General features: G+C 69.3%; 11 protein-coding genes. 8 read left to right on the top strand and 3 right to left on the bottom strand.

Going from position 1 to position 13,395, the window contains the following annotated elements; genetic code table 11:
- Positions 1-54 precede the first annotated feature (54 nt).
- Complete coding sequence (locus NOV86_RS03850) at positions 55-912, bottom strand: universal stress protein (protein ID WP_267639918.1); 858 nt, start codon at positions 910-912, stop codon at positions 55-57.
- 175 nt (positions 913-1,087) lie between these two features.
- Positions 1,088-1,639: a hypothetical protein gene (locus NOV86_RS03845; RefSeq protein ID WP_267639917.1), complete on the bottom strand. Its 552-nt coding sequence runs from the start codon at positions 1,637-1,639 to the stop codon at positions 1,088-1,090.
- Positions 1,640-1,754: 115 nt separating this feature from the next.
- On the opposite strand from NOV86_RS03845, the gene NOV86_RS03840 reads away from it, so the two are divergent.
- From NOV86_RS03840 to NOV86_RS03815, 6 genes are all read left to right on the top strand, one after another.
- Entirely contained in the window at positions 1,755-4,412 is a 2,658-nt protein-coding gene (locus tag NOV86_RS03840; protein ID WP_267639915.1) for an AAA domain-containing protein, read from the top strand.
- A gap of 76 nt (positions 4,413-4,488) precedes the next feature.
- Positions 4,489-5,406, top strand: coding sequence for an SDR family oxidoreductase (locus NOV86_RS03835; protein WP_267639914.1), 918 nt, complete (start codon positions 4,489-4,491; stop codon positions 5,404-5,406).
- A gap of 61 nt (positions 5,407-5,467) precedes the next feature.
- A complete protein-coding gene (locus NOV86_RS03830) occupies positions 5,468-6,319 on the top strand; it encodes a phosphatase PAP2 family protein (RefSeq protein WP_267639913.1) in 852 nt (283 codons plus the stop codon).
- A gap of 53 nt (positions 6,320-6,372) precedes the next feature.
- On the top strand, positions 6,373-6,885 hold the full coding sequence (locus tag NOV86_RS03825; RefSeq protein ID WP_267639912.1) for a DUF6789 family protein: 513 nt from the start codon (positions 6,373-6,375) through the stop codon (positions 6,883-6,885).
- 183 nt (positions 6,886-7,068) lie between these two features.
- Positions 7,069-7,923, top strand: coding sequence for a spondin domain-containing protein (locus NOV86_RS03820; RefSeq protein WP_267639910.1), 855 nt, complete (start codon positions 7,069-7,071; stop codon positions 7,921-7,923).
- A gap of 101 nt (positions 7,924-8,024) precedes the next feature.
- Positions 8,025-8,786: a geranylgeranylglyceryl/heptaprenylglyceryl phosphate synthase gene (locus NOV86_RS03815; protein ID WP_267639909.1), complete on the top strand. Its 762-nt coding sequence runs from the start codon at positions 8,025-8,027 to the stop codon at positions 8,784-8,786.
- Positions 8,787-8,810: 24 nt separating this feature from the next.
- On the opposite strand, the gene NOV86_RS03810 is transcribed toward NOV86_RS03815, so the two are convergent.
- Positions 8,811-11,573, bottom strand: a complete 2,763-nt coding sequence (locus NOV86_RS03810) for an ATP-dependent helicase (RefSeq protein ID WP_267639907.1) — start codon at positions 11,571-11,573, stop codon at positions 8,811-8,813.
- Positions 11,574-11,667: 94 nt separating this feature from the next.
- Here NOV86_RS03810 and NOV86_RS03805 point away from each other — a divergent pair, with 94 nt between their 5' ends.
- Both NOV86_RS03805 and NOV86_RS03800 read left to right on the top strand, forming a co-directional pair.
- Complete coding sequence (locus tag NOV86_RS03805; protein ID WP_267639906.1) at positions 11,668-12,498, top strand: hypothetical protein; 831 nt, start codon at positions 11,668-11,670, stop codon at positions 12,496-12,498.
- 74 nt (positions 12,499-12,572) lie between these two features.
- Positions 12,573-13,307 carry an MBL fold metallo-hydrolase gene (locus NOV86_RS03800; RefSeq protein ID WP_267639905.1) on the top strand — a complete coding sequence of 245 codons (735 nt, stop codon included), beginning with the start codon at positions 12,573-12,575 and terminating at the stop codon, positions 13,305-13,307.
- The last annotated feature ends 88 nt before the right edge of the window (positions 13,308-13,395 follow it).

Below are 13,395 nucleotides of genomic sequence, written 5' to 3'. Positions count from 1 at the left end.
AAGCACCCCATCCGCCGACAGTTGCCGGGTGCTCGGCGGCGCGCCGTCGCCGCCTCAGCGACCCGTCGCCGACTCCGGCGGGACCAGCAACACGTTGTTGTTGCCCTGGGCGACGATGGACTCGGACGTGCTCCCGAGCAGGAGTCGCCGGAGCCGGCTCTGTCCCCGGGACCCCATGACGGTCACGGTGGCGCCGACGCGCTCTTCCTCGGCCAGAATCTCCTCGACGGTGTTGCCGGTCCGGACGGTGACGCCGGTCTCGACGCCCATCCGGTCCGCGAGTTCGGCCGCCATCGATTCGAGCCTCTCCCGTGCCTCGGCCTCGGTGCCCTCCTCGTCGGGCTGGTTCGGCCGCCGGACGTGGAGCAGGTCGACGCGCTGGGTCGCGCCGGTCAGCCGCGGGATGAACTCGAAGGCGGTCTCGGCGTTCTCGGAGAAGTCGGTCGGGTAGAGCACGTGCTGGAACAGGTGCTCCTTGACGACCTCGTGGTCGCCGTCCTCGCGGGCGATGCGCTCGACGAGGAGCGGCTTCACCGCGGTCCGGGCCACGTTCCGGGCGGTGCTCCCGATGAGCCGGTTCTGGAGCGGGCTCTGGCCGCGCGAGCCGACCACGATCATGTCGGCCAGCAACCGGTCGGCGAAGCCGTTGATGCGCCGATGTGGCGTCCCGCGGGCGACGTGGGTCTCCACCGTGAACCCGGCGTCCTCGAAGAACTGCCGCTGTCCCCTGAGTGCCTTCCGGGCGTCGGTCGCCACGTCCATCCCGGGCAGGCCGCTGGACACGTTGTCCGGCACCACGGTCACGAGGTGGACCTCGTCGACCCCGATGTTGTCCAGGCACTCCAGGCACGTCCTCGACCTGATGGCCGCCTCGTTCGCCTCCGAACGGTCTGTCGCGAATACGATGCGCATACTCGTACTACACGCCCCGGCGATTAATATTGTGCGGTTATTCCAATACCGCGAAAACAGGGTTGCGTACTCGGCTGTCGGGTTCGGGTATCGGACGTCTCGACCAGACGAACCACGCTGGACTGGCGGAGCAGTGTCGGAGCCGCAGAAGCAGTGGCCGGGTGCTGGAGCCTGCCTACATGAAGCCGCGGTCGACCTCGTCGTCCTCGATGAGGTCGTCCAGCTCGGCGTTCAGGACCTCCTCGGCCTCCTCGAACGTGGTCGAGAGGTCGTCGAGCCTGTCGGGGCGGTCGTACTGGTCGTACTCCATCGGCCCGAACGCGGGACTCTCCAGCGCGTCCATCATGTCGTCGAAGAGGTCCCCCGGCGTGGTCGGGGCGTCGGCGTGGGCCTGCAGCACCGCCTGGAGTCGCTTCGCCTTGTCCTCGGCGTCGTCCTCGTCCTCGGGCGGCGACTGGACCGCGAAGCGGCTCGCCTCCTCCTGCTCGGGGAAGAACGAGCCGATCTCGTCGTCGAGCTTGCGCGCGACCTGGGTCCCGACCCCCTTCACCTCGAACGGGTTCTTCGCGTAGGTCTTGAGGTGATAGACGCCACTGCTCGGGTGGCCGACGTAGAAGTCCTCGCCGAGGCCGTTCGCCCGGTCGCCGGCGACCGCACGCCAGTCGTCCGGGTCTGCCTTCGACTCGACCACGTCGGAGACGATGTCGTCCCAGTCTCTGACCCGCATACCCACCGGTACTCACTACGGAAGAAAGAACGTATCGCTGTCGGGGGCCGGTTGAGGGCCTCGGCGACCGCGAAGAGAGCCAGCGTTTATAGCCGAGCGCGACGGAACACCGACAGTGACTCTGCGAGGTGTCGTCACGGACGTGGGGGAGGAGCGGACTGTCAACACGAGTTACGGGACCTCCGACCTCGTGGAGGTCGGGCTCGACCGGCACGAGGCCGAACCCACGACCGTCACGCTCTGGGGCCGGTGGACCGAGACCGCCGAGGTCCTCGAACCCGGGATGGAACTGCTCGTCACCGAGCCCGAGCAGGACGAGTACCGCGGCGAAATCCAGTACTCCACCACCGGCGACTCCTACGTCGTCGTCGAACCGGACTTCCTCGTCAACGTGACCGACATCCGCCAGTGGGTGCAGTGCCCGCGGCTGTACTACCTGAACAAGCTCTCGCCGGTCCCGCTGGCGTACCCGGTGACGAAGGGGACCATCGTCCACCAGGTGTTCGGCGACCTGCTCCGCGGGCGCGACCTCGACGAGTCCGTCGAGGACCGGGTCCGCGGGAACGCGCTCGAACTCGGGCTGCTCGGGAAGTCGGCCGAGGACGTCGAACGCGAGGTCGAACAGAACGCCCGCGCCATCGAGGGCTGGCTGGCCCAGGGGCGGCTGAGCGACGAGGACGAGTGGCGCTCCGAGCAGTTGCTCATCTCCGAGACGTTCGGCATCAAGGGGCGGGCCGACGCCATCCGGCGGGGGCAGCCGGTCGAGTTGAAGACCGGGAAGAACCTCAAGTCAGACCCGCGGTTCCCCGACAAGATCCAGGCCGCGGCCTACGCCCTGCTGTTGCAGGAACGCGGCGTCCCGGTCGACACGGGGACGCTGCTCTACACGAAGAACGAAGCGCTCGACCGCGACGAGTTCACGGGCGACTTCTCCCCGGCGAAGGACTTCTCCATCGGCGGTGGCCTGCTCAAGTTCGTGGTCCGGGCCCGCAACGAACTCGCGGCACTGGAGCACGGCGTCGAGGTTCCCACGGGGTACGAGGCCGACGCTGACTGCGAGCGCTGCTTCGAGAGCGACACCTGCATGGTCGTCTCGGGGCGGCTGGACCAGACCTCGAAGGCCGGGCAGATCGGCCGCGCCATCCCCGAGGACGAGCGTGACTACTTCGACCGGATGTACCGGGCCATCGAGGCCGAGCGCCGCGAGTCCCACCGCTCCTTCGCCAAACTGTACAAGCAGAGCGCGGCGGAACGCGCCGACGAGGACCGGGCGCTGGTCGACCTCGAACCGGCCGGGAAGCGCGAACTCCCCGCCGGCCGGTGGGAACTCCGGGCGGAGCGCACCACCTCGGCCGTCTCGAAGATTCGCGAGGCCGACTACGTCCTCGCCAGCGACGGCGACCCCATCCGGGGCCACGCCGAACTCGCCAGAGTCGAGAAGTTGGGCGACGAGGAGATACTGCTCACGGCCGACGAGCCGGTCGACGTCCACCGGCTCGACACCTACCCCTCCGAGATGGGCATCAGCCGGATGTTGACGGCGGTCCACGACGCGCTGCTGAAGGGAGACGAACGCCGGAAGGACGTGCTGTTCGGCCGCCAGGAGCCGGAGTTCGAGACCACCGACGAGGTGTTCATCGACAACAACGAGGCGCAGGACGAGGCGGTCCGGAAGGCCGTCACGGCCCGCGACTGCGCCCTCATCCACGGCCCGCCGGGCACCGGGAAGACCTACACCATCGCGCGAGCCATCCGGGCGATGGTCGACCGGGGGGAGCGCGTCCTGCTCTCGGCGTTCACCAACCGGGCGGTCGACAACGCGCTCGAAGCACTGCGCGACCAGGGGATGGAGGACATCTGTCGCGTAGGCACCGAGTCCGGCGTCCGCGAGGACATGCTGGACCTCCGGCTCGACCAGACCGGCGACCCCGACGAGTGCGTGGCGGAACTCGAATCGGCGTCGGTGGTCGCCGCGACGACCGCCACCTGCGGCGGCACGGTCATGCGCGAGCAGGACTTCGACGTGGCGCTGGTCGACGAGGCCGGCCAGCTCACCGAACCCGGGACCCTCGCGGCGGTGAACCTCGCGTCGCGGTTCGTCCTCGTCGGCGACCACCAGCAGCTCCCGCCCGTCGTGCGGGCAGACGACGAGTTCCTGCACCGGTCGCTGTTCGAGCGCCTCGTCACGGAGTATCCCGACGCTGGCATCCTGCTCGACCGCCAGTACCGCATGTCCCAGCGCATCCAGGCGTTCTCCTCGCGGGAGTTCTACGACGGCCAGTTGCGCCCGGCCACGGGCGAGGTGGCGGGTCGCTCGCTCGCCGACCTGTCCGGGGTGTCGGTCGACGCGCTCCCCGGGCACCTCCGAGACGGCGTCGTCATGGTCGACACGCCGGGCGACGGGAACCGCCACACCGACGCGGTCGAGGCCGCGACGGTCCGGGAGGTCGTCGACGCGTACCTCGACGCCGGCCTGGAACCAGACGACGTGGGCGTCATCGCCCCGTTCCGGGCACAGGTCGCCGAGATCGGCAAGCAGGTGCCAGCGGGAATCGCGGTCGACACGGTCGACCGGTTCCAGGGCTCCGCGAAGGAGGTCATCGTCGTCTCGTTCGTCGCCTCCGGGGACCTCGAGAGCCCCATCTTCGAGGACTATCGCCGGATGAACGTCGCGCTGACCCGGGCGAAGCGGGCGCTGGTCCTCGTCGGCGACACCGAGACGCTCGCGACCGACGACGTGTACGCCCGGATGGTCGACTGGGCCGACCGCTGACCGGCCCCTCCAGACCGGCCGAGCCCCGCCGCGGGCGGCGACAGACGTATTGTCACCGAGTCGCATAGTCGGCCCCATGGCTTCGAACCGGGTGGCCGCAGGCGCCGGCGTCGGGGACGTCGACCTGCAGGGGAAGACGGTGCTGGTGACCGGGTCGACGGGGGGTATCGGGCGAGAGACCGCACTCGCGCTCGGGAGCCTCGGCGCCAGGGTCCTCGTCCACGGCCGGGACCGGGAGGCGGGGGCCGCGGTGGTCGAGGCGTTACACGAGGCCGGTGCAGAGGCCGAGTTCATCCGTGCCGACTTCGCCAGCCTCCCCGACGTGCGCGACCTCGCCGAAGACGTGAAGACCACGACCGGGCGGCTCGACGTGCTGGTCAACAACGCCGGCGGCTACTTCCGCGAGCCGCGGCTCACCGAGGCCGGCGTCGAGTACACCTTCGCGGTGAACCACCTCGCGCCGTTCCTGCTCACGAACCTCCTGATTCCGACCCTCCGGGCGGCCCCGGCGGGGCGCGTCGTGACGGTCTCCTCGGAGGCGCACCGGTCGGGGACGCTCGACCTCGACGCGGTCGAGTCGGTCGAGCGCTACGCGCCCTTCTCGGCGTACGCCCGGTCGAAACTGGCGAACGTCATGTTCACGTTCGAACTCGCCCGCCGACTGGACGCGGTGACCGCGAACTGCCTCCATCCGGGGGTGATTCCGGCCTCTGGGTTCATGCGCAACCTCCCCCTGCCCATCCGGGCGCCGGCGCAGTTCGTCGGGTCGGTGCTGACCTCGGTCCCGTTCTCGCCGGTGTCGTCGGTCCGCGAGGGGGCCGAGACGCCGGTCTACCTCGCGGCCTCCCCCGAGGTCGCCGACGTGACCGGCCGGTACTTCGACGACTGCCAGCCACGACGGGCCGCCGCCGCGGCCAGGGACGAGGGCGCCCAGCGTCGGCTCTGGGAGTACAGCGCCGAGGTCACCGGGCTGCAGGACATCGAGGAGGTCTGAGTCCGGACCTGCTTCCGTACATACACGAAAGGTTGAAACAATGTGGCTGCGAGGGGTCGCTATGGTTCGACTGGTCGACGCCAGCGAGGCGATACGGGCGGCCTTCCCCGCCGAGTACGCGGACGTGTACGCCGGTGTGACCTCGCTCGGCGACCCTGCCGTGTTGACGCTCCTGCTGGCGGTGGTGTACTGGACCTACCGCCGGGAGGCGACCGCACAGCTGGTCGGGTACGCCTTCGTCGCGTTCTCGCTGACGGTGCTCACGAAGGGCTTCTTCGCGATGCCACGGCCGCCGGAGGCGGTCTGGCTCGTCGAGACCGACGGGTACGGCTTCCCCAGTGGACACGCCATGGCCGGCGCGGTCGTCTACGGCGGCATGGCCCTCGAGTTCGGCTGGCTGGCGTCGCGGGCCCGGGCGGCGGCCGCCGCGGCCGTCGGCCTCGCGGTCGGGTTCTCCCGGGTCGTCCTCGGCGTCCACTACCTCGGCGACGTGCTGGTCGGGCTCGCACTCGGGGTCCTCGTGCTCCTCGCGGGGCGCACGCTCTGGCGTGACCGTCCCGTCGTCGGCTACGCCGTCGCGGCCGTGCTGGCCGTCCCGGCCCTGCTGGTCACCGGTGGGAGCGAGATGGCCCTCACGCTGTTCGGGTCCTGTCTGGGTGGCGTGCTCGGCTGTCAGGCGCTCCTCGAGGAGGGCCCCCCGGCGTCGCGGGCCGAGACGGCCACGCTCGCGGTCGTCGGCATCGTCGCGATTGTCGGAATCCGTGCCCTCGCGCCCGTGTTCGACTCCGTCTCGGTCGGTATCGTCCTCCACGACGCCCTGCTGGTGGCCGTGATACTCGCGCTGCCGGCGGCTGTCCGGACCGTCAGGGCCGCCATCCCGGTCCTGCCGGACCCCGCGACCACGAGAAAGTGACGTAATCTGATAGTTGCGAGGCTCTTTAATCCTGCCATGCCATATCGTACCACATGGGAAGCACCTACACAGACGTCGAGGACGAGACCATCGGCGAGGAGTCCGTCGACGAGCGGGAACGCGAAGACGAGTTGCGTGCCGCGCTGGCGAGCGTCGCCGCCGGTATCGTCGGGACGGCGCTGATGACACTGGTACTGGTCGTGATCAACGCGATATACGGACCGAGCCTGAACGTCTTCGCCACCCTCGCCGAGCTGGCCGGTGGGGGCTCGAACGTTCCACTCGGGTTCGTCCTGTTCTTCGGCGCCGGCGCGGTCGCCTGGCCGCTGCTGTTCGTGACGCTCGGGGCGTACCTGCCCGGGAAGACCCGCCCGCAGCAGGGGATGGTGTTCGCGGCCATCCTCTGGACCGGGTTCGTCACGGCGTTCGCGACGCGGTACACCGGGACCGACCTCCTGGTGTTCTTCGCGTTCTCCATCGTGACCCACCTGGTGTACGGCTACCTGCTCGGGTTCGTCTCGGCCCGGCTGACGGGCCACTACGAGCGCCCCGAACTCGCGGTCTGACCGCCCCGGCACCTCTCCTGCGCCCCGCACCCTCGACGCGGCCGACCTGTCGGTGACCGAGCACCTGGTCGGCTCGAATCCCGGACGAATTCTAGAACGATTCGCGACCGTCTCCGGAGAGAGTCGAGTCGAACCTTGAAAAATCGCCTTTTACCCGCTCTGTCTCCGCTCAGGTGGAGAACCATGCGAGACGCACCCACTTCCACGCGGCGTCGCTTCCTGACCATCGCTGCCGGCTCGACCGTGGTCGGGCTGGCCGGCTGTCTCGGCGGCGACTCGGGCGGTGACCCGACCGAGGAGGACCCGATGGGCGACGACGAGATGACCACCCAATCCGACGACGGTATGACGGACGATGGGATGACCGAGACGGACGACGAGATGACCGACGACATGATGTCGGTCACCTTCACCGTCACCATCGAGAACGTCTCCGAGAAGGGGACCATCACGACCGGCGACGGCGACGAGGTCGCGGTCCCGCTCTCGCCCGGCGCCTACGCCATCCACGACGACATGGCGACGGCGTTCTCGCCCGGCTCGGCCGCGAGCGCGGGCCTCGAAGCCCTCGCCGAGGACGGGATGCCCGGCGGCTACGCCGACGAACTCGCCGGCGCGGAACACGTGGCGAAGACCGGGACGTTCACCACCCCCGACGGCGCCGACGGTCCGGCGCCGATCTTCCCGGGCGAGACGTACTCCTTCGACGTGAAGGCCCACGCCGGCCAGCGCCTCTCGCTGGCGACCATGTTCGTCCAGTCGAACGACCTGTTCTACGCGTTCGAGCCGACGGGCATCCCGCTGTTCGAGGACGAGACGCCCATCTCGGGCGACGTGACCGACCGGCTCCTGCTGTGGGACGCGGGCACGGAGGAGAACCAGGAGCCCGGTGCCGGCCCCGACCAGGCCCCGCGCCAGTCCGGGCCCGACACCGGCCCGGCCGAGGACGGGCCGGTCCGGCGCATCGACGAGGTCGACGACATGTACCAGTACCCCGACACCGCCGAGGTGCTCAAGGTCACCGTCACGCAGATGTAGGTGCTGTCCCGGCTGAGCGCCCGGAGGAGGCAGGCGAGGCGGGTGTGGCCCCGTCTCGATTCCGGAGGAACCAATAGGCGCACCGTGAAAGTGCGACTATCATGTCCATCGACTGGCGCGACGTCACCCACATCACCAAGGTCGACCCGGCCGAGGCCCTGCCGGCGGACCTCGACATCATCGGCCACACGGACGCCGTCATGGTCGGCGGCTCCGACGGGGTCACACAGGCGAACTCGCTCGACGCCATCGAGCGAATCCGGGACACACACCCCGACCTCACCATCCTCCAGGAGCCCTACAGTTCGAGCCACGTCTCCTCGGAGACGGTCGAGGCCGCGGACTACCTCTCGGTCCCGGCGGTGTACAACGGCGACCGCGACAACTTCGTCGCCAAGCACGTCGAGTTCTTCACCCAGATCGGCCAGAAGCCCGAGGAGATGCTCGGGACGAGCATCCCCCTCGTGGGCGGGCTCATCCAGTCGAAGGCACAGGACGCCATCGAGGACGTCGCCGAGAAGGTCCTCGCGGAGGGCTACGTCATCCAGAACCTCGACTCGAAGGCGGCGACCGTCTCGGGCGTCGACACCCTCTACAGCACCGAGGAGGTCGCCGGCGCCGCGCTGGCGACCGAGTCGTTCTACGAGTTCCCCATCTTCTACATCGAGTACTCGGGCACCTACGGCGGCCCGGAGGACGTCGAGGCGGCCGCGCGGTACCTCGACGAGACCGCCCTCGTCTACGGCGGCGGCATCCAGAGCCAGGCACAGACCCAGAAGATACTCGCCGCCGGCGCGGACGCGGTCGTCGTCGGCGACTGCTTCCACGACGACCCGGACCGCTACCTCGAGACGATTCCCTGAGTCGGGGCGACCGACGGCCGCCAGTCACTCCTCCCCGCCCGCGATGGCACCGGTGCCAGTCATCGAGTCCTCGCCGATCTCGTCCAGCACGCGCTGATGGAACTCCTGTAAGGCCGCGCTCTCGTCCTCGGCGAGCACCACGTCGCTCGCCATCAGCGTCGCGAGGCCGAACGCCCGCGGCGTCGGGGAGTCGACCCGGGTGTGGGTCACCTCCAGCTGGTCGGCCTCGATGGCCCGGACGACCTCCTCGATACCCTCGACGTTGAGTTTGTCCTCCAGGATCTCGCGGTAGGTCTCTTCGATGACCGCGAAGTCCTCCAGGTCCTCGGCGAACCCGAGCAGCATCTCGCTGGAGACCTGCTGTTGCTTCGCGGACTTCTCGTAGCCCTTGTACCGCTTGAGTATCATCAGGGACCGCGTCGCGTTGATGCGGAAGTAGCGCTGGAGCAGTTCGGTCTCCGCGAGGCTCTGGCGCAGGAGGTCTCGCACCGCGGTCGCGTCCAGCGACTCGACGAGGCCGACCACGTCCACCTTCCGGTTCAGGGGCATCGACAGCACGAAGCCGTTGTCGGCGACGCTCAGGCCGACGTTGGCGTTCGTCTCCTGGGCACAGCGGTACGCCAGCAGCCGCGAGAAGCCGTCGTTGAACCGGCGGCCGTAGGTCGAGTGGACGTAGTACTGGCGCTTGTACTCCTGCCGGTCGACCTCCTCCTCGATGGCGAGGCGGTCGTCGGTGCTCAGGCTCTCCGGGCCCGTATATCGGATCTGCTCGTCGAACATCCGGGCGATGGCGCGGACGCTGTTGTCGTCGAGGGGGAACTGCCGGAGCCAGTGCCGGACCGCGGCCGCACCGCCGCGCTCGTGTTTCGCCAGCAGGTCGCCCTGGAAGCTCGCGAGTTCCTTCCCGAGGTCGTAGGAGAGAGGGAGGCGCTCGGAGTACCACGAGGGGACGGTCGGGGCGGCGCTGGTCGGGTCGACGTACACCTTCGAGCCGCGGCGGTACTTGAACTCGAAGTTGCGCCCGCCCAGCACGAACACGTCGCCGGGTTCGAGCGTGTCGAGGTAGTTCTCGTCGAGCTGGCCGACCCACTCGTTGTCGGCGCGGGTGAACACCTCGCAGGTGAACGAGTCGGGGATGGTCCCGATGTTCGTCATGTAGATGACGCGGGCGAGGCGGCCACGTTTCCCGACCAGCGTCTCGCCGACGGGGAAGTCGTCGTAGTGGTACTCGCCGTCGGGCGGGTCGTTCTCGTCGCGCCAGATCTTCGCGTAGACGTTGCGGTCCTCCAGCCCCTCGTAGTCCGCGGTGAGGTACCGGACGAGTTGCGCCCAGTCGTCGTCGGTGTACTCGCGGTAGGGCCACGCCGACCGGAGGATGTCGAGCACCTCGGCCTCGGGGCGGACCTCCGCGATGGCCATGCCGTAGACGTGCTGGGCGGCCACGTCCTGCGGTTGCTCGGGGATGGCGACCGAGTCGACGAACCCCTCCGCGGCCTTCTTGAGCATGACGGCGCACTCGACCAGTTCGTCCCGGTCGAGCGCGAACACCCGGCCGGTGACGGTCTGGCCGACCCGGTGGCCGGCCCGGCCGACGCGCTGGAGCAGCGAGGCGACCGACTTGGGCGAGCCGACCTGCACCACGAGGTCGACGTGGGGCATGTCGATGCCCAGTTCGAGACTGGTCGAGGAGGTCACCACGTCGAGGTCGCCGGCCTTGAGCTTCGCCTCGATGCCCTCGCGCACGTCCTTCGACATGCTCCCGTGGTGGCAGCCGGAGTTCTCCTCGTCGTAGCCCTCGTACTCCTCGCGGAGCCGCTTGAGCACGCGTTCGGCGCCCGAGCGCGTGTTCGTGAAGACCAGCGTGTTCGTGTGGTCCTGTATCAGCTCGTGGAGCTGGTCGTAGAACCGCTCCGTGACGACCGCCCCCGGGGTGTCGATGAGGTCGTCGGTCGGACAGCGCAACTGGAGGTCGAACTCGCGGGCGAAGCGCGTGTCGACGATCTCGTACTCTCGTGGCTCGCCGTCGTCCTGGCCGACGAGGAACTCGGCGACCTGGTCCAGCGGTTCGATGGTCGCCGAACAGCCGATTCTGGTGGGCGACTCGTGGGTCAGCGCCTCCAGTCGCTCCAGCGACACCGAGAGGTGGGTCCCGCGCTTGGAGGCCGCCAGCGAGTGTATCTCGTCGACGACGACGTACTCGATGGTCCGGAGCTTCTCGCGGAACTTCGGCGAGTCGAGCAGGATGGCCAGCGTCTCCGGCGTCGTGTTGAGGATGTGCGGCGTCTCCTCGAGCATCTTCTGGCGCTCGTTGCTGTCGGTGTCGCCGTGGCGGATGGCGTGGCGGACCTCGCCGACCGGTTCGCCGCGGTCGGTGGCGATGTCGCGGATGCCCTCCAGCGGTTCGGTGAGGTTCCGGTGGATGTCGTTGGCGAGCGACTTGAGGGGAGAGACGTAGAGGCAGTAGACCGAGTTCTCGAGGCCGTCGTCGGCCTCGCGTTCGCGGGCGAACAGCTCGTTCAGGATGGCCGTGAAGCTCGCGAGCGTCTTGCCCGAGCCGGTCGGCGAGCAGATGAGCGAGTTCTCGCCCTCGTGGATGAGTGGGATGGCCTCCTTCTGTGGCGGCGTGAAGAAGCCCTCGTTCTCGGCGGCGTAGGCCCCGAACTGGTCGACCCACCACTCGCGGACCGCGGGGTCGAGCAGGTCGAGGACGTGCTCGTCGTCGAGGGTGACCGTCTCCGGGTCGCCCTCGAAGCCCTCGGTCTCGGCGAGCAACGCTCTCCCGTCCATTGGCGGGGTCTCGGGGTTGCGCGGTCAAGTGCCTTTGCCTCGCGGACCACGGGGTAAGCGAACCGCTTTGTCTACGGAACTCGTCATATCGACCATGGGAGGGGAGAAGGGCGACCACGGCGAGCGGTCGCCGAGTCCGGAGTGGAGCGCCCTCGCGGGCGAGACCACCCGCGTACCGCGGGACGCCATCGTCGACGAGTGGGAGGCCTGCGTCGAGGCGATGGCGACGGATTCGCGGCGGGCAGTCGCGGTGCTGCGCGGTGTCGCGTCGCTCGCTTCGGAGGAACCGGACGCGGCGCTCCACACCGTCGCCGACGTGGCGCCCTACGCCGCCGCGGGCGCGACCAACGTCCGGCAGCAGGCGACCCTCGTGCTGGCCCGGCTCGCCGAACACGACCCCGGCGCGGCCGCCTGTGCGGTCGACGACCTCGGCGTGACGGTGGCGAACGCGCCCGACCTGCCGAGCCAGCGCCGGGCCACGACCGCGCTGGCGCACGTCGCCCGGGTCGACACCGGGGCGGTCGCCCGGGTCGCCGACGACCTGGTGCCACTGCTCGACAGCGACGACGACTTCCTGCGCGAGGACGCCGCACTCGCGCTGGGACGGGTAGCCCACCGCGGGTCGCTCCCGGTCGACCTCGACCTCGACGTGGACAGGCTGTTGCCGGCCTACGTGGCCGCGCTGGGCGCACAGTTCCGGCGGGCGGCCCGGGTCGACGCCCTCGACGACTGTCTCGCCGCGGGCGAGGAACTCGACGACCTGCTGGCGACCATCGCGGGCTGTGAGGACCTGCGTGCCACGCTCGCGGTCATCCTCGACGCGGTCGACGTCGCGGCGGCCCACGGCGGGGTCGCCCCCGAACCGCTCCGGGACCGGGTCGCGGGCGTCGCCGACCAGGCCGAGCGCATCGCCGAAGAGCAGTAGGGTCGGCTCGGTTCGGCGCGGTCGGGCCCCCGGGGAGCGTCAGGGCTTTCCCCGTGGCCCGTGGGCACTCGCACATGCGAGTCACCTTCCTCGGAACCGGGAGCGCGATGCCCACCGGCGACCGGGTCCAGACCGGTATCCTGCTCGAAGACGACGAGCCCCTGCTGGTCGACTGCGGGAGCGGCGTCCTGCACCGCCTCGCGCGCACGAACCGCGGCTACGAGGGCGTCGAGACGGTCCTGCTCACGCACCACCACCTCGACCACGTCTCCGACCTCATGGCGCTGCTGAAGGCGCGCTGGCTGGCTGGGGAGGAGACGCTGGAGGTCGTCGGGCCTGCGGGCACCGAAGACCTCGTGGACGGCCTGCTCGACGTCCACGACTACCTGCAGGGCCGCGTCGACCTGACGGTGCGCGAGGTCGGTGCCGACGAACCCTTCTCCGTGGCCGGCTTCGACGTGCGGGCCTTCGAGACGCGCCACTCGATGCCCTGCCTGGCGTATCGCTTCGACGACCGGTTCGTCTTCTCTGGCGACAGCGAGGCGTTCCGCGACCTGACCGAGTTCGCCGACGAGGCCGCGGTGCTGGCTCACGACTGCTCGTTCCCGGACGGCATCGACGTGTCGAACCACCCGACGCCCGCGACACTCGGCGAGGCGCTCGCCGGGCGCGACATCGGGCGCGTCTACCTCACCCACCTCTACCCGCACACCCACGGCGAGCACGGCGACATGCTCGACTCCATCGCGGAATCGTACGACGGCGACGTACGCATCGCCGACGACATGCTGTCGCTGACCATCGAGTAGCAACCGATTACCCGTTCAATTCTATTTATTCAGTTCGCCGATAGCAGTGGGTTTATGATGCAACTGCTGTTAGTAGCTTCATAACAAC

It is taken from the genome of Haloarchaeobius amylolyticus (assembly GCF_026616195.1).
In the GTDB taxonomy this organism is placed as follows: domain Archaea; phylum Halobacteriota; class Halobacteria; order Halobacteriales; family Natrialbaceae; genus Haloarchaeobius; species Haloarchaeobius amylolyticus.
Note: the sequence above shows the minus strand (reverse complement) of the source record. Positions and strands in the feature narration are given on the sequence as shown.

What these genes read in the sequence shown, in the direction of transcription:
- NOV86_RS03850 (WP_267639918.1), bottom strand. Translation starts at nt 912, where the DNA reads ATGCGCATCGTATTCGCGACAGACCGTTCGGAGGCGAACGAGGCGGCC.
- NOV86_RS03845 (WP_267639917.1), bottom strand. Translation starts at nt 1,639, where the DNA reads ATGCGGGTCAGAGACTGGGACGACATCGTCTCCGACGTGGTCGAGTCG.
- NOV86_RS03835 (WP_267639914.1), top strand. Translation starts at nt 4,489, where the DNA reads ATGGCTTCGAACCGGGTGGCCGCAGGCGCCGGCGTCGGGGACGTCGAC.
- NOV86_RS03830 (WP_267639913.1), top strand. Translation starts at nt 5,468, where the DNA reads ATGGTTCGACTGGTCGACGCCAGCGAGGCGATACGGGCGGCCTTCCCC.
- NOV86_RS03825 (WP_267639912.1), top strand. Translation starts at nt 6,373, where the DNA reads ATGGGAAGCACCTACACAGACGTCGAGGACGAGACCATCGGCGAGGAG.
- NOV86_RS03820 (WP_267639910.1), top strand. Translation starts at nt 7,069, where the DNA reads ATGCGAGACGCACCCACTTCCACGCGGCGTCGCTTCCTGACCATCGCT.
- NOV86_RS03815 (WP_267639909.1), top strand. Translation starts at nt 8,025, where the DNA reads ATGTCCATCGACTGGCGCGACGTCACCCACATCACCAAGGTCGACCCG.
- NOV86_RS03810 (WP_267639907.1), bottom strand. Translation starts at nt 11,573, where the DNA reads ATGGACGGGAGAGCGTTGCTCGCCGAGACCGAGGGCTTCGAGGGCGAC.
- NOV86_RS03805 (WP_267639906.1), top strand. Translation starts at nt 11,668, where the DNA reads ATGGGAGGGGAGAAGGGCGACCACGGCGAGCGGTCGCCGAGTCCGGAG.
- NOV86_RS03800 (WP_267639905.1), top strand. Translation starts at nt 12,573, where the DNA reads ATGCGAGTCACCTTCCTCGGAACCGGGAGCGCGATGCCCACCGGCGAC.